Genomic DNA, 16,704 nt, shown 5'->3' with positions numbered 1-16,704 from the left:
CTTGTTGCTCTGGATTCCGGCCTTCGCCGGAATGACGGTTAGGGTTGAAGCCACTCTAACGCCTTGGCCGCGACCTCTTCAGGCGCTTCAACCTGCGGGTAGTGACCAATGGTAGGCAGCAAATGGTGCCGCGCCCCCGGCACCACCTCGCGCCACTTGTCATAGGCGTGGCGGCCAGACACGGGGTCAAGCGCTCCGTTGATCAGGCCGATCTTAGTCTCCGCGCCCACCAGAGCCGCTTCCCAGCGCTCCTTATGCCTACGCCTGTCAGCGATGTAGTGGAGCAGTTTGTGCATGATGCGGTTGCCCGCATTTGCGCTGATGAAGCCCCAAAATGCGTCCAACTCTTGAGCGCCAGGCTTGGTGTTTGGCCCAAACACATGAGAGAAGCTCTTCCCGAAGCGCTCCCGGTTAATGAGCAAGCCAAGCAGGAACCCAAAGGGCGAAACGCCGATCTTTTGCATCGTCACTGGACGGTGCTGATCGGGAAAGATGCCGCCGTTGAGGAAGACAATCTTGCCAAGGCCTTGAGCGCTTGATCCTTCCTGTTGTCGGGCGAGCAATTCCTGTCCCACCGAGACGCCGTAATCATGCACCAGCGCGTCAAATTCCGTGATTGCGAGATGCGCCAACAACGCCTCTTGAATGTCGACCTGTTTGTGGATCGAATATCCGCCGCTCGGCTTATCAGAGAGCCCAAATCCCAGCATATCGCAGGCGATCAGATGGTGATGCGCAGCCAGCCGATCCCAGACGCTCGTCCAATCCCACGCACAAGTCGGATAGCCATGCACGAGCAATAATGGGCGCGCAGACGTATTCTCGGACGTCCAATAGGCAATCTGATGGCCCTGAAAGTCGAAATATTGTGCCTTTTCGCGCCAAATGTGTGTATCGGCTGCCATGAAATCTCCCTAGGGGAGCGATGCTAGCCGTCGGAACAGACGGCGCAACCCAAAGACGCAAAAGGAATACGATAAATGGGCTACCGTGTAGCAGTCGTCGGAGCGACCGGAAATGTGGGCCGTGAAGTGATGCAGATCATGGCCGAACGCGAGTTTCCAGCAGACGAAATCGCAGCTGTCGCAAGCTCGCGCAGTCAGGGGACCGAGGTCGAGTATGGCGACACGGGCAAGATGCTCAAATGCAAGAATATTGAGCATTTCGATTGGTCTGGTTGGGATATTGCCCTTTTCGCAGCAGGGAGCGGCCCGGCGAAAGAATATGCGCCCAAGGCTGCCGCAGCTGGCTGCGTGGTGATCGACAATTCCTCGCTTTACCGCATGGACCCGGATGTGCCGCTGATCGTGCCCGAGGTGAACCCGGATGCGATTGATGATTACACCAAGAAGAACATCATCGCGAACCCCAACTGTTCAACCGCGCAGCTTGTAGTGGCTCTGAAGCCATTGCACGATGCAGCGACGATCAAACGTGTGGTCGTATCGACCTATCAGTCGGTTTCCGGTGCTGGCAAAGCGGGCATGGACGAGCTGTTCGAACAATCGCGCGCAATCTTTGTCGGTGATCCTGTCGAACCTGCGAAATTCACAAAACAAATCGCGTTCAATGTTATCCCGCACATCGACGTTTTCCTTGATGATGGTTTCACCAAGGAAGAGTGGAAGATGACGGTCGAGACGAAAAAAATCCTCGACCCTAAAATCAAACTCACCGCAACCTGTGTGCGCGTTCCGGTGTTCGTGGGTCACTCGGAAGCTGTGAACATCGAGTTCGAGAAGGAAATCTCGGCCGAGCAAGCGCAAGATATTCTGCGCGAAGCACCCGGCATCATGCTGATCGATAAGCGCGAGGACGAAGGCTATGTCACCCCGGTCGAAAGTGCCGGTGACAGCGCCACCTACATTAGCCGCGTGCGCGAGGACCCGACGGTCGAGAACGGCCTTGCCTTGTGGTGCGTCTCCGACAACCTGCGCAAAGGCGCGGCGCTGAACGCGGTTCAGATCGCTGAACTGCTCGGTCGCCGCCACCTCAAGAAAGGCTGAAGCTTATGCGCCTTTTCTCAATCGCATTGGCCGTCTTCGCGCTCGCCGCGTGTGACAGCGGTGAAGTGCCGTCGCCCGCTGATCGAATGTCGGGCGATATGCCGGTTGGCTTCATTGATGAAGGGCGCGTGACGCTTCACGGGCAGGGACTTATAGCGGGGGCGGAGAGCTTCTTCTTCGCAGCTGGACAAAATGAGGTGGAAACATCTGTCGCCAAAATTCTCGGCGAGCCCACTGGCACCAACACTATCGAAGAATGCGGCGCAGGACCGATGGTGATCACCAGCTATCCCGGCGAACTCAATGTGAACTTTCAGGAGGGATCGCTTGTCGGGTGGAATGTCGGCGCAGCGCCATCTGGTGAAGGGCAAAAAATCCGGGTCGATGCCGATATTCAAATTGGCACGCCTTTGGACGAGCTCGACGGTGCCGCTGGATACGCGCCCATAGAGGGCAGCACTCTTGGTGAAGAGTTTGCGATTGGCGAGCGAATGGGCGGGTTTGTCGACAAAGGCGCTGTGTCAATGCTTTACGCCGGGACACAGTGCTTTTTCAGATAGCTGTGATTTTACGGTAAAGCGCGCTAAACTGTCGGAATGACACTGAAAGCCGACCTCTTTTTCAGCTTCCGTTCGCCCTATTCCTATCTGGCGGTCGGGCGATACCGCGACATGGCACGCGAGTATGATCTCGACATCACCTTGCGCACGGTTTTGCCGATCGCGGTGAGGGATCCAGACATTTTGTTCACCGGCAACCCCGCAGCGCCCCGATATATCGTGATGGATTGCCTGAGGGCGGCTCAATTTCTTGGCATCCCTCTAAGCTGGCCGCGTCCGGACCCGATTGTGCAGGATTTGGCAACGCGCAAGATCGCTGAGGATCAACCGTACATCTATCGCATTTGCCGCTTGGGACAGGCCGCGACACGTCGGGGTAGGGGCCTCGAATTTGCGGCAGAAGTCGCGCCGATCATTTGGGATGGCTCGACCGAAAATTGGCACGAAGGCGATCATCTGGCGAATGCCGCTGCGCGCGCAGGGCTCGATTTCGCAGAGCTCGAAGCGGAAGCCTCATCCGACGCGCAGGCGCTTGATGGGGAGATTGAGGGGAACAGCAAGGCTCTCGAAGAGGCTGGCCATTGGGGTGTGCCGACGTTTGTGGTGGATGGAGAACCCTTCTTCGGGCAGGACCGCGTGGACATGGCCAAATGGCGGCTTGAGCAAAAGGGGCTCGCGAAGCGGTGAAAGGCGAACTTAGCGGCGGTTGTCTGTGCGGCGCGGTCAGATACCGGCTGGCGGTCGGATTTCGGCTCAACCCTTACGCGTGCCATTGCACCGATTGCCAGAGCCGCACCGGTTCTGCCTTTAGCGAACATATGCTCTTTTCCCTCGATGACATCTCGATCGAGGGCGAAACCGATTGCGGCCACTACACACAGCCCAGCGGCATTGAGGCATCAATCACCGGTTGCCCCCAATGCAAGGCGCGGATTTATGCCACGAATCCGAGTCGGCCGGGGCTGGCAAGTTTGCGTTGTGGCACTTTGGACAAGAGCCATGAGCTGGAACTGGCGGCGCATATCTGGGTAAAGAGCAAGCAGCCCTGGATCAGTCTTCCAGACGGAACAAAGACGATGGATGAGGCTCCTCAGACTTCGCAAGAGTGGGTTGAATTGCTTGGGGTAGTTGGATGATGGACAAAACTCTCTTTCCAAGCTTCTACGGCGCTGACCTTGGAGTCACGGTGATGGGCGAGGGCTGGCCGCTGGTGCTCGTCCACGGGCTGTTCTCATCGGCCGAAATGAATTGGATCAAATTCGGTCATGCTGCCAAGCTTGCCGAGGCGGGCTTCAAATGCATCATGCCGGATCTTCGCGCACACGGGGCGAGCGCAAAATCGCACGATGCACTCGCCTATCCTCACGGTGTTCTGACCAAAGACCTCGCGGCATTGATCGAGTATTTCCAGCTTGAGGACTACGATCTGGCCGGTTTCTCGCTCGGTGCGCGAACCTCGGCCAAGGCAGTCATCGAAGGGCTTGAACCGCGCCGCCTCGCGCTATGCGGGATGGGTTTGCAGGGGCTTTCAGGTTGGAAAAACCGCTCTGCTTTCTTCATCGACGCCATTGACCGCTTTGACGAAATCAAGCGCGGCGATCCCGCTTTCATGGCCAAGTCTTTCATGAAAACCATGGGAATAGACCGCGAGGCGGCAAGGCTTTTGCTCGGTGCTGTGGATGATGTCGCAACCGAAGACCTTGCGAAAATCACCATGCCGACGGCGCTCATCTGCGGCGACAAGGATCAGGACAATGGTTCAGCCAAAGAGCTGGCCGCGGCGCTGCCCGATGGGCGATATATGGAGATACCCGGAACCCATATGTCGAGCGTTGCCGAGCCAGCTTTCAGCGATGCGTTAGTCGGCTTCTTCAGCCAATAGCCGCCTTCATCCCGTTTAACGGAACGGTGGTTCGTTAAATGCGCGCAACTTGCGTGAGTGGAGGCTGTCGCCCTCATCGCGCAAATTCTTGACCGCTTCGAGGCCGATTTGAAGGTGGGCAGCAATTGCCTCTTCGTAGAATTTGTTGGCCTGACCCGGCAGCTTGATCTCACCGTGCAAAGGCTTGTCGGACACACATAGCAACGTCCCGTAAGGCACACGGAAACGGTATCCTTGCGCAGCGATTGTCGCGCTTTCCATCTCCACCGCAATCGCGCGGCTTTGCGAGAAACGCTTGGCAGAGGTCGCGTAGAGGAGTTCCCAATTGCGGTCATCGGTCGTGACAACCGTACCGGTGCGCATCCGTTGTTTGATGTTTGCGCCTTGCACACCCGAAACCGCTTCGGCAGCGCTCGCAAGGGCGAGTTGAACCTCTGCGATTGGCGGGATGGGCACTTCTGGAGGAAGCACTCCGTCAAGCACATGATCGTCGCGCAAATATGCATGAGCGAGCACAAAGTCGCCGATCTTCTGGCTTGAACGAACGCCGCCGCAGTGGCCGATCATCATCCAGGCATGAGGGCGCAGTACCGCCAAGTGATCGCAGATAGTCTTTGCATTAGAGGGGCCAACGCCGATATTGACGAGGGTGATACCACGCCCGTCATCGCGCATAAGGTGATAAGCTGGCATCTGGTGGCGCCGCCATGCGGTGTCGTTCAGCTGTTCCTGCGCGTTGTCAGTGCTCTCTTCAATCAGCAGGCCTGCCGCGCCCGTGAGAGCGGTGTAGCCATCCTTGCCGATTTGCTGCGCGCCCCAATTCACAAACTCATCGACATAGCGGTGATAGTTAGTGAAGAGGATGAAGTCCTGAAAGTCCTCAACTTGAGTTCCAGTGTAGTGAGCGAGGCGAGCGAGCGAGTAATCCGTACGCAGACCATCGAAAAGCGAGAGCGGAATATCCTTACCATCGGCAAGCTCAATGCCATCAGCCAGTTCATCACCGATCAGCGAAAGGTCGGTTGATGGGAAATGCTGCGCGATCTCCTGCGGCGCGATACCTTGCATGGCGGCGCCTGCTTCCCCGTCGAGGACATAAGGGAAGGGGATTTCCTGACGCGAGCGGCTGACTGAGACGTCGATCTCATATTCCTGGCTGATCAGTCCCAATTGCTCAGCCAGATAGCCAGCGAACAGATCAGGGCGCGTGATCGTCGTCGAATATGTCCCCGGCATTTCCAATCGACCAAAGGCGCGGCTGCGGTCTTTGGGATCGCCCACTCCTGAATATCGCAAGGTCAGCTGAGGATAGGCGTAAGAGCCATCGTGGCGCTTGCGCTCTGGTGGGATCGCGCCCGATTTTCCGAATTCGATAACGTCTGCTCGCAAGGTCGAGACGGCATCGGAGTAGTGCTGTTGCAATTGTTCAAGTATGGTGGGGATTGGTGTCATTAAGCTCTTCTCGTTCTCGTTGTTTTCATCAATGTAGGCGGTGTGAGGCCCCTTTACAAAAAGGGCGCGAAAGTCTTATGACCCTCGCGCCCTTTTGATTGGCTTGTATTAGAAGCGAAAGGCTTAGCCTTCGCTTTCCTCACCGGCTTCCTCAGCAGCTTCGTCGCCTTCAGGCGCTTGGCCTTCTTCGAAAAGCTCTTCGGGAATTTCGCCAGGCTCAAGGCTTGGGTCGCGGGTGTTCGCAGCCGCTGCTTCTTCGATCTCGCGCTGCTCTTCTTCGAACATTTGCGCAAGAACATCGACGCCTTGTGACTGAAGCTCAGCTTCATCGTCAGAGCGGGCAACGTTGGCTTTCACGGTTACGTGCACCTCTGGGTGAAGCGCAACGGTCACGTCGTGCATACCGATCGTTTTGATCGGCGCGCCCATGATGACTTGCTTCTTGTCGATGTCATGACCTTGAGCGGTCAGGCCAGCGACCATGTCGCGAACGTTGACCGAGCCGTAAAGCTGGCCGGTGTTCGATGCCGCACGGATGAGAACAACCTCAGCGCCAGCGACCTTCTCACCAGCTTTTTCAGCTTCAGTCCGCTTCTCAGCGTTCTCTTTTTCGAGACGCTCACGGTTCGCTTCAAAGACAGCCTTGTTGGCTTCGTTTGCGCGCAGGGCCTTCTTTTGCGGAAGAAGGTAGTTGCGGGCGTAGCCATCCTTGACGGTGACAACATCGCCAATCGTGCCGAGCTTTTCGACGCGTTCGAGGAGAATAATATCCATTGGGTAACTCCTCCTATTTCACGATGTAAGGAAGCAGGCCGATGTGGCGTGCGCGTTTGATGGCTTTGGCCAGTTCACGCTGCTTCTTGGCTGAGACGGCGGTGATGCGCGAAGGCACGATTTTGCCACGCTCGGACATAAAGCCCTGAAGCAGACGCACGTCTTTGTAATCGATCTTGGGGGCGTCTTTGCCAGCGAATGGGCAAGACTTACGGCGGCGGAAGAAAGGACGGGCCATCAGTCACGCTCCTCACGGTCTGAACGGCGCTTACGGTCGCGCTCGTTCTTGCGCATCATCACAGATGGACCTTCTTCGTGTTCGTCGACACGAATGGTCATGTAACGGATGACGTCTTCATTGATACGGGTCTGACGCTCAAGCTCAGCGACCACGGAGCCCGGGCCTTCGATGTTGAGCATGACAAAGTGCGCTTTACGGTTGCGCTCGATCTTGTAAGCGAGGGATTTAAGGCCCCAGGTTTCGGTCTTGGTGACTTTACCTTCGTTCGCTTCGACGATTTCGGTCGCCGTGGCCGCCAACGCGTCCACTTGAGACTGGCTCAAGTCCTGACGCGCAAGGAAGATGTGCTCATAAAGAGCCATGCTTCTTATCCTTACACTGTAATGCCGATCGCTGGCTTGTCTGCGGGATTGCAGGGCCCCTCCGGCTTTCTTCTGACCCTCTTTCAAAGAAGGGATGCGCGCACATACCGAGTTTGGTGGAGATTGCAAGTCTTGTGCACTCGGCGATGCAAGTGCACTTGGGCAAGCCATAGAAACTTATAATGGAAAGGTGCGAGATGCCATCAGGATTGGTTGCGCTGTTTGACGATGTGGCAGTGATCGCTCGCGCGGCGTCTGCTTCGGTGGACGATATCGCGGCGGCCGCAGGCAGAGCGGGCTCCAAAACCGCAGGCGTTGTCATTGACGATGCCGCCGTCACACCAAGCTATGTGACGGGCCTTTCGCCAGCGCGCGAGCTTCCGATCATTTGGGCGATCACCAAGGGCAGCCTTTTCAACAAGCTCATCATCCTTCTTCCCGGCGCCATTCTGCTGTCCGAATTCCTGCCACAAGCGATCATCTGGATCCTGATGCTGGGCGGTGCCTTCCTTTGCTATGAAGGCGCGGAAAAGGTGATGGAAAAGCTTGGCGGGGCAAAGCACGGCAAGACGGTTGAAGACGTCATCACCGATCCGGAAAGTTTTGAAAAACAGCGTATTTCAGGCGCCATCCGCACCGATTTGATCCTGTCTGCTGAGATCATGGCAATCACCTTGAACGAGCTTGACCTCCCGACATGGTGGGAACGCGGCCTTGCGCTTGCTCTTGTGGGTTTCATCGTGACTATTGTGGTTTACGGCGCAGTCGCCTTGATTGTGAAGATGGATGATGTTGGCCTGCACCTTAGCAAGAAGGAGAGTTCTGCTGCGCAATCTTTTGGGCGCTTCCTTGTGAACTCGGTTCCCTATCTTCTGATCGCCCTCTCTTTTGTTGGCACCATTGCGATGCTGTGGGTTGGCGGCGGGATTATCGTTCACGGCACGCATGAGGTCGGCTTTGACCTGTTTTATGACATCGCCCATGGCGCAGAATATGCGGTTGCCGGCGCGACTGGCGCATTTTCTGGCATCGCAGGCTGGGTCACCTATGCCGCGATTTCGGGGGTGATCGGTTTAGCGCTCGGCATGGTCATCGCTTTCGTGCTGCATAAGATCATCGGCTATGAGGGCGCGCATTGATGGCTCTTCCTATCCTTTATACCTGCGCAGGTTCACGCGGGCAGCGCTGCACCTGGGCGGCGGAAGAGGCAGGGGTCGAGCTTGATCTCAGGATGCTGCCCTTTCCACCGCGCCACAAAGCGCCCGAATATCTGGAGATCAATCCGCTCGGCACGATCCCGATGCTGATTGATGGCGATACGCAGATGACCGAGAGCTGCGCGATTGCGCATTACTTGGCGGTGAAGAGCGGGGCGGATGCCCTGATCGTTCAGCCGGGAGAGCGCGATTATGGCGAATATCTCGACTACACCTATCACGCCGATGCCACGATCACCTTCCCGCAAACGGTCTATATGCGCTTTGCGATCTTCGAAAAGCGCAAGGGCTGGGAGGATGCGGGCCACGCCTATGCCAACTGGTTTGAAAAGCGCCTTGTGAAGATCGAGCAGCGGTTGGAGGCGCGCGAGTATCTGTGCGCGGATCGCTTTACCGTTGCCGATATTTGCGTTGGCTATGCGCTGGTATTGGCGAAAGCCGTCGGGCTGGATGACCGCATCCCTGAGCCGCTTAAGGCGTACCGCGAGCGGCTAACGTCGCGCGAGGCCTACCAAGCCGCAGTGGCAAAGGAAAAAGCCGGCGCGCCTTAGCCATCACTCGTCATTGTGAGCGTAGCGAAGCAATCCATGTACAAACCTTGTGCAATTGGGCGGGCTTCGATCATGGATTGCCGCGCCGCTTCGCGGCTCGCAATGACGAATGAGGCTTAGCCTCCCGCGTCCAAATCCGCCCCGCAATTGCCACAAGTTTTGTTGGGCCAAGGCACCATAAACGCCCCGCGAAAGAACAGGTTCTTGCCGCAATGCGGGCAATTGAAATAGCGGATGCGCACATTCACGAGGATCAAGAGCAGCACCGCCACCGCAAAGGCCCATGTCGAATGCCCCATCCATTTGTCGATGGTGATAACGAACATAAACGCCGCCAGAGTGGCGAACAGCATCAGCTGGGCATGGCGAACGGCGAGGCGATAGATCGTCATATAAGGCGGTCTAGCACATCTTTCGCAAAAGCGCTCAAAGTGTCGTCTCGCGCGCCCATGATCACCACGCGGTCGCCTGCTCGCGCGATCTCGATAATACGGTCGCCGCAATCCTCGCGCGAAGCGATGTGCTCGGCTGAGCCGCCGTGCTCTTCGATAAGGCCGACAATCCGCTCGGTGCCTTCGCTGCGATCTACGGTGCCGCCGAAGTAGACGGGGTCACACATGATTGTGATGTCGTCCGACCCAAGCTCGCGTGCGAAGGTTTGGGCGAGCTCATCACCCATCTGGCGAAGGGGCCCGTATCCATGCGGCTGGAAGAAGGCGATCACGCGGCCTTCGGTGGCTTTAAGTGTGCGTAAGGTCGCCGCGCATTTTTCCGGATTGTGGCCAAAGTCGTCGATCACGCTGATGCCAGAGGGGCTCGTGCCCACCACGTCAAAGCGGCGTGCGAGCCCCCTAAACCGGCTTAGGGCATAGACGCTGCGGCTTGTTTCCACTCCGGCGGCGCTCAATGCCGCAATCGCGGCGAGCGCGTTCGACAGATTGTGCATCCCCGGCATGGGGAGTTCCAGCGGGAATACCTCTTTGCTGCGATTGTCGATCACGACAGCGCGGATGCTCAATGGGCCTTGCTCAATGCTATCCGGTTCCACCGTCAAATCGGCGTCTTGCTGCTCAATGCCGAAGGTTACCGTCTGCCTCGCGTGTTCAGCGAGGAAGCGTGATTCCTCGTCATCCATATTGATTACAGCGCAGCCAGCGGTGGCCACATAGTCACCGAAAAGCTTGCGCAATTCCTCGATTGATTTGTGGTCAAGGCTGACGTTCAAGAGCACGCCGATGGTGGGTTTGAAAAGGGCGATGGAGCCATCGCTTTCATCGACTTCGCTGACGAAGACACGCGGGCTACCGACGCGCGCGCTGGCAAAGGGGTTTGCCTCATCGACAAAGTTTTTCATCACCGCGCCGTTCATCACGGTGGGGTCATGGCCGACGTCTGCAAGGATCCATGCGATCATGCCGGTGACGGTGCTTTTGCCCGATGTGCCGCCAATCGCGAGAGAATATCCCGCCGCGTTGAAAAGCTCTGAAAGCAGTTCGGCGCGCGTCAAGCGTTTGCAGCCCAATTCCTTTGCGCGGGCGACTTCGGGCACGGTGTCCTCAACCGCAGCGGACGCGATCAGGGTTTGCTTGGCGCTCGTCAACCCGCTGCCATCTTGTGGAAAAAGGGCAAAACCATTGCGTTCCAGCCACGCAAATTTTTCAGGAGTGCGTCCCTGATCAAAGCTGCGGTCAGAGCCCGCTACTTCATGGCCAAAGCCTTGCGCAAGCTGTGCTAGCGGGAGCATACCCGACCCGCCAATGCCGCAGAAAAAGAAGGGGCGCATCGCGTCGCCCTGACCCGTAGTGTCCGTCATGGGGCGCATGGTTATGGGCTTGCAAGTCGAGATACAAGCGCCCACCGTAGAGTTAATGACAAATATCGCCATCTGCGCGCCTGCAAGGGCAATAACAAAGGACCACGCCGCCGCATTGGAGGCGCTGGTTGCCGCTGAGTTTCCTGAACACTCGGTGACGTTTCACGATCAGTGCTTTGAGCGGTCGGGCCACTTTGCGGGCGACGATCTGACGCGGCTTACCGGATTGCTCGACTGCGCCAATGACCCGGCCTTCGACGCGGTGTGGTTTGCGCGCGGGGGCTATGGCTCGAACCGGATCGCCGAGGCGGCGATTGCCCGCATGAACGCGAGTGCGCGCGAGAAGACATACGTCGGCTATTCTGACTGCGGCTATTTGCTGGGCGCGCTTTATCGTGCCGGCATTGGGCAATGCGCGCACGGCTCCATGCCGATAAGCGCGAGTTCTTCGAGCGGCCCCGAATCTGCGCGCCGTGTGCTGCGCTGGTTTGGCGGGGATAACTCTGGCATGGAGCCGAGCGTTGACGGAGTGACGCCGACCGCTGCGTTTAACCTCATCACGCTTGCCATGCTGGCAAAGACCCCGCTGATGCCCGACCTTTCCGGCCATGTGGTGATGGTCGAGGAAGTGAGCGAGCAGCTTTACGCGGTTGACCGCTGTTTCTTCGCGCTTGCAGGGAGTTTACCGCGTCTTGCGGGACTAAGGCTTGGCGCGGTCAGCGATATTCCCGAAAATGACATTCCCTTCGGTCAAAACGAAGAGGAAATCGCCAAATTCTGGTGCGCAAGGGCAGGCATCCCCTATCTTGGCCGGGCGGAAATTGGCCATACATCTGCCAACAGGGTTGTGCCTTTCGGGCTTGCAGGACCGGCGCGGGCCTCTTAACGCGCGGCCCCAACAACAGGGATCTAAGACATGAAAGCATTCGTTTTTCCGGGTCAGGGAAGCCAAAAAGTCGGCATGGGCACCGAGCTCGCCGCTGCCAGCGCCGCTGCGCGTGAAGTGTTTGAGGAAGTGGACGAGGCTCTCAGCCAGAAGTTGTTCACGATCATGGCGGATGGGCCAGAGGATCAGCTCACCCTTACCGAAAACGCGCAGCCAGCGATCATGGCGAACGCTATCGCGACCTTGCGCGTTTTGGAGCGTGAGTTTGGCGTGAAGCTTGCGGATACGGCATCCTGCGTCGCCGGACACTCTCTGGGGGAATACACCGCGCTGTGCGCCGTGGGTGCGTTTGACCTTGCGACAACGGCCCGCCTGTTGAAGCTGCGCGGTTCTGCCATGCAATCGGCGGTCCCCGTGGGCGAGGGCGCGATGGCGGCTCTGCTGGGAGCCGATATTGAGAAAGCGAAAGCTCTCGCCGAAGCCGCTGCTGAAGGTGACGTGTGCGAAGTCGCCAATGACAATGACCCGGGCCAAGTCGTAATCTCCGGCCACAAGGCGGCGATTGAACGCGCGGTTGCTCTTGTCAAAGAGCACGGCATTAAGCGCGGCGTTCTGCTGCCCGTGTCGGCACCGTTCCACTGTTCGCTTATGAAGCCCGCCGCCGACCGCATGGCCGAGGCGCTCCAAGAAACCCCTCCCGGCGCGCTCGCTGTGCCGCTCTATGCCAATGTCACGGCCGCCAAAGTGACCGATCCGGCTGAGGAGAAAGCCCTGTTGGTCGAACAGGTCACGGGCCGCGTGCGCTGGCGTGAGAGTGTGGGCGCTATGCACGCAGATGGCGTTTCCCATTTCGTAGAACTGGGTGGCAAGGTGCTCGCCCCCATGATCCGCAAGATTGCCTCAGAGGCTGAGACGAGCAGCCTCATCACAATGGAAGACCTGGAAACCTTCGCAAAGGAGAATGGCTGATGTTTTCGCTTCAAGGAATGAACGCGCTGGTAACGGGCGCAAGTGGCGGGATCGGTTCAGCGATTGCCTATGCCCTTGCAAAACAGGGCGCGCGCCTCGCGCTTTCGGGCTCGAACGCGGAAAAGCTGCGCATCTTTCGCGAGCAGCTTATCAGCGATGTCGGCTCGCCAGAATCGGGGGACCACGTGGCCATCACCTGCAACCTGTCAGACAGCGAAGAGGTCGATAATCTCATCCCCGCCGCCGTCGATACGCTTGGCGGCATCGACATCCTTGTAAACAATGCGGGCATCACGCGCGATGGTCTTGCGATGCGGATGAAGGACGAGGATTGGCAGGCCGTGATCGGCGTCAATCTCGAAGCGGCCTTCCGCTTGATGCGCGCGAGTGCTCGCCCGATGATGAAGGGCCGCTTTGGCCGCATTATCAACATCACATCGGTCGTCGGCCACACCGGCAATCCGGGGCAGATGAACTATTGCGCGGCCAAGGCAGGGCTTACCGGCATGACCAAAAGCTTTGCACAGGAAGTCGCTTCGCGCGGCATCACCGCCAACTGTGTCGCTCCCGGCTTTATCCGCACCGATATGACGAGCGCATTGGACGAGAAACAGACCGAGACAATCAACGCTAAAATCCCGGCTGGCAAAATGGGTGAGGGTGAGGACATCGGTGCCGCCGTCGCGTTCCTTGCGAGCCGCGAGGCCGGATATATCACGGGTGAGACGATCCACGTGAATGGCGGCATGGCAATGCTCTGAGCGCTTCTCTGGCGCTTTAGAGCTCTTTCTGCGCCTCTTGTGTGCCCCTTATCCCCAAGGGAATCGCACCTGTGTAAGCTACCTGCTTGCCCCTATTGTCAGCCGCGCTAAGGTTTTTCACGAATGAAAGGGGCGTGTTCAGGCGATTCCGCGCCTGAGAAAGTGCCCCGTGAACACGAAAGCGATAGGGTAAGCTGATGAAGGCTACGATCGAACGCGCAACGCTCCTGCGTTGTCTGTCCCATGTTCAATCGGTGGTGGAACGCCGCAACACCATTCCGATCCTCTCCAACGTCTTGATCGAAGCGTCAGAAGACGGAAGCGTGAAGGTCATGGCGACCGACCTCGATCTGCAAGTTGTCGAGACGATGAGCGCGGCTGCGGTCAATACGCCCGGCGCCATCACCGTCTCAGCGCACCTTTTGTTCGACATTGCGCGCAAGCTTCCCGATGGGTCGCAAGTGAGCCTTGAGGCGGCTGACAACCAGATGGTGATCAAGGCGGGCCGTTCGCGCTTCAAGCTGCCGACCCTGCCGCGCGATGACTTCCCGGTGATCGTCGAAGGCGATCTGCCGACATCATTTGAAATCCCCGCGCGCACTCTGGCGCAAATGATCGATGCGACGCGCTTTGCCATTTCGACCGAGGAAACGCGCTATTACCTGAACGGTATCTTTCTTCACGTGTCGGATGATGATGGTCCGGTGCTCAAAGCCGCGGCTACCGATGGCCACCGCCTTGCACGGTTCACCATCGCACAGCCTGATGGCGCGAATGGAATGCCGGACGTGATCGTTCCGCGCAAAGCCGTTGGCGAATTGCGCAAGCTGCTTGAAGAAGCGTTGGACGGCGCGGTCATGATCGACCTGTCGGCATCCAAGATTCGCTTTACTCTGAGCGGCGAGGGCGGCGTTGTGCTGACGAGCAAGCTGATCGACGGGACGTTCCCGGATTACAATCGCGTCATCCCAACGGGCAATGACAAGCTCTTGAAAGTCGATCCAAAGCTCTTCCACCAAGGCGTTGACCGTGTTGCCACGATTGCGACCGAAAAGACCCGCGCGGTGAAGATGGGGCTCGAAACCGACAAGGTGACGCTTTCGGTGACGTCGCCTGACAATGGTAACGCGTCAGAGGAACTCGCCGCAAGCTATACCAGCGAAGGATTTGAGATCGGCTTTAACGCCAACTATCTCAAAGACATCCTTGGTCAGTTTGATTCCGATGAAGTTGAGCTGCACCTCGCGGATGCGGGCGCGCCGACGCTTATCCGCGAAGACGATGCCTCGCCTGCGCTCTATGTGCTGATGCCGATGCGCGTGTGATGCGTATCGCTCGGGGAATCATCGCTGCGTTTGCGCTCCTGGGCGCATCCGTTGCTGGCGCGCAGGAAGCCGCGTCATCGACCAATGGTCAGGGCTTCTCGCCCGAAGATGATCTCGACTGCGCGCTCTATGTCGGCTCTCTTATGGGGGAGGCTGAAGGGGTGATGACCCCTGATGTTCAGACCGCCTATCTTGCGTCCATGACCTACTTTATTGGCCGCTACGAAGCGCAGCGCGGCACGCCGATTAACGTCGCTTTAGCAGAGCGTTATCCTGAATTCCTCAAGCAAGATGCAAGGACCATGGAGCAGATTTGCGGGCTTCGCACCCGCGGATTTGCCTCGCGCATGGAAACGATAAGCCGCGTCCTCGCCGATGTGCAGCGCGAACAAACGGGCGATGAGTGAGAGTGATGGCGCCGCCGTGCGCATTTTTGGCACCGTTACCTCAACCTATACTCGCATTGTTCAGATCGCTTGCGAAGAGGTGGGACTAAGCCAAGAGACTATCGCGACTTCTGCGCAAAGCCCTCAGAACCGTCATCCCTTCGGCAAGGTGCCCGTGGTGGAGGTCGACGGCCTCGAATTGATCGAATGTGTGGCGATCACGCAATATCTCGACAACCGGCATGGGGGCGGGGAACAGGGCAAGGGCGCGCTTCAACCGAGCGACCCGGCGGCGCGTGCAGTGATGGACAAATGGGTGTCTGTCGCGAATAACTACCTGTTTCCGCTATTCGAACATGGCCTCGTCATGCCCTGGTTAATGCACCGGGTTGCGGGCGTTGAGCTTGATCCAGAAAAGATCAACCGCGCACTTCCCAATATCAGTCGCGCTATCGGCTTTGTGGAAATGGAGCTTGCCAGGGACGGGGCATGGACCAGCGCTCCCGGCGCTGCGGGCATCAGCCTTGCCGATGTGTTTTTGTACCCTGTGATCCGCTCGTTGGAGCTGACCCCGCAAGGCGAGGTGGGCATTGCGCAATGCGACCACCTTAAGGCGTGGCTCGACATCATGCATGAACGTCCATCCATCGCGGCAACCCGCTGGAGCGGTGAGGGTTAGGCGAGCAGCGCTTTCCATGTATTGGCACCGACGATCCCGTCCGCGACCAGCCCTTTGCGCTCCTGAAACAACCGAACCGCGGTATCGGTTGCGGGGCCAAAATCGCCATCGATCGTAAGCGGGATATCGTGTTTGCGCAGCAATTCCTGCAAATCCACCACGGCGTCTCCGCGTAATCCTCGGCGCAGGATGGGGCGGCTTTCGGGCGGCGTTTCAAGCGTGGGGTCAAGCGCGATAATGCGTTGCAGCGCGGTCTTTGCGCGGCCCAGATATTTGCGCCGGTCCTCAAGGCCATTGGTCCCGCCGTTCACCTTTTTTGTGACTGCGATCAGATCGTCGCGGTCGCAATCAGGATTGATCTTGCGCCTTTTCCAATATTCGCACGCGATGGTGAGAGACATCGCAGGCTCTGCGGCGGCTTCGGGATTGCCTTCAAGATCAACCCCGATGGCCTCACCATAGACGCGATAATTTTCGCGTCCTGTAAGCTGCAACAGACCGCGCCCCTTGTAGCGCTTGCCATCGCCTGGCTGCGTGTTGCCAAGATCGCGGCGCCCTTCATACGCGGCACCAGAGGCAAATTCCTGCGTCGTGCGCATCCCGGCAGATTCGTGCACAATCTGACCCATAAAGTGAGCAATGCGCAGCATGGTGTTGATTTCATAAGCTTCCAGCGTTGACTGGAATACACCTGCGACGGCTTCGATTATGTCATGTTGGTTCTGACGAAGTTGTCCTGAAAAGCGCGGCGTCACTTCATGCAGAAAATCGGCGTCGAGTGGTATCATGGCATTTCCCCCATTTGAAATGCGACCTTCAGACGTTTTTTGTTCAGGCGAG

General features: G+C 57.9%; 21 protein-coding genes. 13 read left to right on the top strand and 8 right to left on the bottom strand.

The genetic code is table 11. The annotated features are described in order from the left end of the window. Nucleotides 1-38 precede the first annotated feature (38 nt). Nucleotides 39-905 carry an alpha/beta fold hydrolase gene (locus tag INR77_RS11170; protein WP_223071131.1) on the bottom strand — a complete coding sequence of 289 codons (867 nt, stop codon included), beginning with the start codon at nucleotides 903-905 and terminating at the stop codon, nucleotides 39-41. A 75-nt stretch (nucleotides 906-980) separates the two neighbouring features. Here INR77_RS11170 and INR77_RS11165 point away from each other — a divergent pair, with 75 nt between their 5' ends. Genes INR77_RS11165 through INR77_RS11145 form a run of 5 tightly spaced genes read left to right on the top strand, consistent with a single transcriptional unit; the run spans nucleotide 981 to nucleotide 4,448 of the window. Then, the gene (locus INR77_RS11165; RefSeq protein ID WP_223071130.1) at nucleotides 981-2,006 is read left to right on the top strand and encodes an aspartate-semialdehyde dehydrogenase; all 1,026 of its coding nucleotides are present in this window, start codon (nucleotides 981-983) and stop codon (nucleotides 2,004-2,006) included. A 5-nt stretch (nucleotides 2,007-2,011) separates the two neighbouring features. Beyond that, on the top strand, nucleotides 2,012-2,566 hold the full coding sequence (locus tag INR77_RS11160; RefSeq protein WP_223071129.1) for an aspartate-semialdehyde dehydrogenase: 555 nt from the start codon (nucleotides 2,012-2,014) through the stop codon (nucleotides 2,564-2,566). 36 nt (nucleotides 2,567-2,602) lie between these two features. Then, the gene (locus tag INR77_RS11155) at nucleotides 2,603-3,253 is read left to right on the top strand and encodes a 2-hydroxychromene-2-carboxylate isomerase (protein WP_223071128.1); all 651 of its coding nucleotides are present in this window, start codon (nucleotides 2,603-2,605) and stop codon (nucleotides 3,251-3,253) included. Continuing rightward, the gene (locus INR77_RS11150; protein ID WP_223071127.1) at nucleotides 3,250-3,702 is read left to right on the top strand and encodes a GFA family protein; all 453 of its coding nucleotides are present in this window, start codon (nucleotides 3,250-3,252) and stop codon (nucleotides 3,700-3,702) included. The genes INR77_RS11155 and INR77_RS11150 overlap by 4 nt, the downstream gene beginning before the upstream one ends. Beyond that, nucleotides 3,702-4,448 (top strand): alpha/beta fold hydrolase, encoded by a 747-nt coding sequence (locus INR77_RS11145; protein WP_370632321.1) that lies wholly within the window; start codon nucleotides 3,702-3,704, stop codon nucleotides 4,446-4,448. The genes INR77_RS11150 and INR77_RS11145 overlap by 1 nt, the downstream gene beginning before the upstream one ends. 15 nt (nucleotides 4,449-4,463) lie before the next feature. Here INR77_RS11145 and INR77_RS11140 read toward each other — a convergent pair whose 3' ends face one another. The 4 genes from INR77_RS11140 to rpsF form a co-directional block, all read right to left on the bottom strand. Next, on the bottom strand, nucleotides 4,464-5,933 hold the full coding sequence (locus INR77_RS11140; protein WP_255574018.1) for an AMP nucleosidase: 1,470 nt from the start codon (nucleotides 5,931-5,933) through the stop codon (nucleotides 4,464-4,466). 90 nt (nucleotides 5,934-6,023) lie between these two features. Beyond that, nucleotides 6,024-6,674, bottom strand: a complete 651-nt coding sequence (gene rplI / locus INR77_RS11135) for a 50S ribosomal protein L9 (protein ID WP_223071124.1) — start codon at nucleotides 6,672-6,674, stop codon at nucleotides 6,024-6,026. A 13-nt stretch (nucleotides 6,675-6,687) separates the two neighbouring features. Next, on the bottom strand, nucleotides 6,688-6,912 hold the full coding sequence (rpsR, locus tag INR77_RS11130; protein WP_223071123.1) for a 30S ribosomal protein S18: 225 nt from the start codon (nucleotides 6,910-6,912) through the stop codon (nucleotides 6,688-6,690). Further along, a complete protein-coding gene (gene rpsF, locus INR77_RS11125; protein ID WP_223071122.1) occupies nucleotides 6,912-7,277 on the bottom strand; it encodes a 30S ribosomal protein S6 in 366 nt (121 codons plus the stop codon). Before rpsF ends, rpsR begins: the two co-directional genes overlap by 1 nt. 197 nt (nucleotides 7,278-7,474) lie before the next feature. On the opposite strand from rpsF, the gene INR77_RS11120 reads away from it, so the two are divergent. Then, the gene (locus tag INR77_RS11120; protein WP_223071121.1) at nucleotides 7,475-8,416 is read left to right on the top strand and encodes a DUF808 domain-containing protein; all 942 of its coding nucleotides are present in this window, start codon (nucleotides 7,475-7,477) and stop codon (nucleotides 8,414-8,416) included. Next, nucleotides 8,416-9,045 (top strand): glutathione S-transferase family protein, encoded by a 630-nt coding sequence (locus tag INR77_RS11115; RefSeq protein ID WP_223071120.1) that lies wholly within the window; start codon nucleotides 8,416-8,418, stop codon nucleotides 9,043-9,045. Before INR77_RS11120 ends, INR77_RS11115 begins: the two co-directional genes overlap by 1 nt. Before the next feature lie 116 nt (nucleotides 9,046-9,161). Here INR77_RS11115 and INR77_RS11110 read toward each other — a convergent pair whose 3' ends face one another. Together INR77_RS11110 and INR77_RS11105 are read right to left on the bottom strand one after the other, a co-directional pair. Continuing rightward, on the bottom strand, nucleotides 9,162-9,437 hold the full coding sequence (locus INR77_RS11110; protein WP_223071119.1) for a hypothetical protein: 276 nt from the start codon (nucleotides 9,435-9,437) through the stop codon (nucleotides 9,162-9,164). Next, the gene (locus tag INR77_RS11105; RefSeq protein WP_223071118.1) at nucleotides 9,434-10,858 is read right to left on the bottom strand and encodes a Mur ligase family protein; all 1,425 of its coding nucleotides are present in this window, start codon (nucleotides 10,856-10,858) and stop codon (nucleotides 9,434-9,436) included. Before INR77_RS11105 ends, INR77_RS11110 begins: the two co-directional genes overlap by 4 nt. Nucleotides 10,859-10,913: 55 nt before the next feature. On the opposite strand from INR77_RS11105, the gene INR77_RS11100 reads away from it, so the two are divergent. The 6 genes from INR77_RS11100 (at nucleotide 10,914) to INR77_RS11075 (ending at nucleotide 15,864) form a co-directional block, all read left to right on the top strand. Further along, nucleotides 10,914-11,744: an LD-carboxypeptidase gene (locus tag INR77_RS11100; RefSeq protein ID WP_223071117.1), complete on the top strand. Its 831-nt coding sequence runs from the start codon at nucleotides 10,914-10,916 to the stop codon at nucleotides 11,742-11,744. Between the two features lie 30 nt (nucleotides 11,745-11,774). Beyond that, on the top strand, nucleotides 11,775-12,713 hold the full coding sequence (gene fabD, locus INR77_RS11095; protein WP_223071116.1) for an ACP S-malonyltransferase: 939 nt from the start codon (nucleotides 11,775-11,777) through the stop codon (nucleotides 12,711-12,713). Beyond that, nucleotides 12,713-13,474, top strand: coding sequence for a 3-oxoacyl-[acyl-carrier-protein] reductase (gene fabG, locus INR77_RS11090; protein ID WP_223071115.1), 762 nt, complete (start codon nucleotides 12,713-12,715; stop codon nucleotides 13,472-13,474). Before fabD ends, fabG begins: the two co-directional genes overlap by 1 nt. A 197-nt stretch (nucleotides 13,475-13,671) precedes the next feature. Next, nucleotides 13,672-14,799 carry a DNA polymerase III subunit beta gene (dnaN, locus tag INR77_RS11085; protein ID WP_223071114.1) on the top strand — a complete coding sequence of 376 codons (1,128 nt, stop codon included), beginning with the start codon at nucleotides 13,672-13,674 and terminating at the stop codon, nucleotides 14,797-14,799. Then, nucleotides 14,799-15,206, top strand: a complete 408-nt coding sequence (locus tag INR77_RS11080) for a hypothetical protein (RefSeq protein WP_223071113.1) — start codon at nucleotides 14,799-14,801, stop codon at nucleotides 15,204-15,206. The genes dnaN and INR77_RS11080 overlap by 1 nt, the downstream gene beginning before the upstream one ends. Continuing rightward, a complete protein-coding gene (locus tag INR77_RS11075) occupies nucleotides 15,199-15,864 on the top strand; it encodes a glutathione S-transferase family protein (RefSeq protein ID WP_223071112.1) in 666 nt (221 codons plus the stop codon). Before INR77_RS11080 ends, INR77_RS11075 begins: the two co-directional genes overlap by 8 nt. Here INR77_RS11075 and INR77_RS11070 read toward each other — a convergent pair. Next, nucleotides 15,861-16,652, bottom strand: a complete 792-nt coding sequence (locus INR77_RS11070) for a peptidoglycan-binding protein (protein WP_223071111.1) — start codon at nucleotides 16,650-16,652, stop codon at nucleotides 15,861-15,863. The genes INR77_RS11075 and INR77_RS11070 overlap by 4 nt on opposite strands. Nucleotides 16,653-16,704: the final 52 nt, after the last annotated feature.

The organism is Erythrobacter sp. SCSIO 43205 (genome assembly GCF_019904235.1).
Taxonomy (GTDB): Bacteria; Pseudomonadota; Alphaproteobacteria; order Sphingomonadales; family Sphingomonadaceae; genus Erythrobacter.
This window is presented reverse-complemented; position numbering and strand designations above follow the sequence as displayed.

Coding starts and splice junctions, on each gene's coding strand:
- INR77_RS11170 (WP_223071131.1), bottom strand. CDS start 905: ATGGCAGCCGATACACACATTTGGCGCGAAAAGGCACAATATTTCGAC.
- INR77_RS11165 (WP_223071130.1), top strand. CDS start 981: ATGGGCTACCGTGTAGCAGTCGTCGGAGCGACCGGAAATGTGGGCCGT.
- INR77_RS11160 (WP_223071129.1), top strand. CDS start 2,012: ATGCGCCTTTTCTCAATCGCATTGGCCGTCTTCGCGCTCGCCGCGTGT.
- INR77_RS11155 (WP_223071128.1), top strand. CDS start 2,603: ATGACACTGAAAGCCGACCTCTTTTTCAGCTTCCGTTCGCCCTATTCC.
- INR77_RS11145 (WP_370632321.1), top strand. CDS start 3,702: ATGGACAAAACTCTCTTTCCAAGCTTCTACGGCGCTGACCTTGGAGTC.
- rplI (WP_223071124.1), bottom strand. CDS start 6,674: ATGGATATTATTCTCCTCGAACGCGTCGAAAAGCTCGGCACGATTGGC.
- rpsR (WP_223071123.1), bottom strand. CDS start 6,912: ATGGCCCGTCCTTTCTTCCGCCGCCGTAAGTCTTGCCCATTCGCTGGC.
- rpsF (WP_223071122.1), bottom strand. CDS start 7,277: ATGGCTCTTTATGAGCACATCTTCCTTGCGCGTCAGGACTTGAGCCAG.
- INR77_RS11120 (WP_223071121.1), top strand. CDS start 7,475: ATGCCATCAGGATTGGTTGCGCTGTTTGACGATGTGGCAGTGATCGCT.
- INR77_RS11115 (WP_223071120.1), top strand. CDS start 8,416: ATGGCTCTTCCTATCCTTTATACCTGCGCAGGTTCACGCGGGCAGCGC.
- INR77_RS11110 (WP_223071119.1), bottom strand. CDS start 9,437: ATGACGATCTATCGCCTCGCCGTTCGCCATGCCCAGCTGATGCTGTTC.
- INR77_RS11105 (WP_223071118.1), bottom strand. CDS start 10,858: ATGACGGACACTACGGGTCAGGGCGACGCGATGCGCCCCTTCTTTTTC.
- INR77_RS11100 (WP_223071117.1), top strand. CDS start 10,914: ATGACAAATATCGCCATCTGCGCGCCTGCAAGGGCAATAACAAAGGAC.
- fabD (WP_223071116.1), top strand. CDS start 11,775: ATGAAAGCATTCGTTTTTCCGGGTCAGGGAAGCCAAAAAGTCGGCATG.
- fabG (WP_223071115.1), top strand. CDS start 12,713: ATGTTTTCGCTTCAAGGAATGAACGCGCTGGTAACGGGCGCAAGTGGC.
- dnaN (WP_223071114.1), top strand. CDS start 13,672: ATGAAGGCTACGATCGAACGCGCAACGCTCCTGCGTTGTCTGTCCCAT.
- INR77_RS11080 (WP_223071113.1), top strand. CDS start 14,799: ATGCGTATCGCTCGGGGAATCATCGCTGCGTTTGCGCTCCTGGGCGCA.
- INR77_RS11075 (WP_223071112.1), top strand. CDS start 15,199: ATGAGTGAGAGTGATGGCGCCGCCGTGCGCATTTTTGGCACCGTTACC.
- INR77_RS11070 (WP_223071111.1), bottom strand. CDS start 16,652: ATGATACCACTCGACGCCGATTTTCTGCATGAAGTGACGCCGCGCTTT.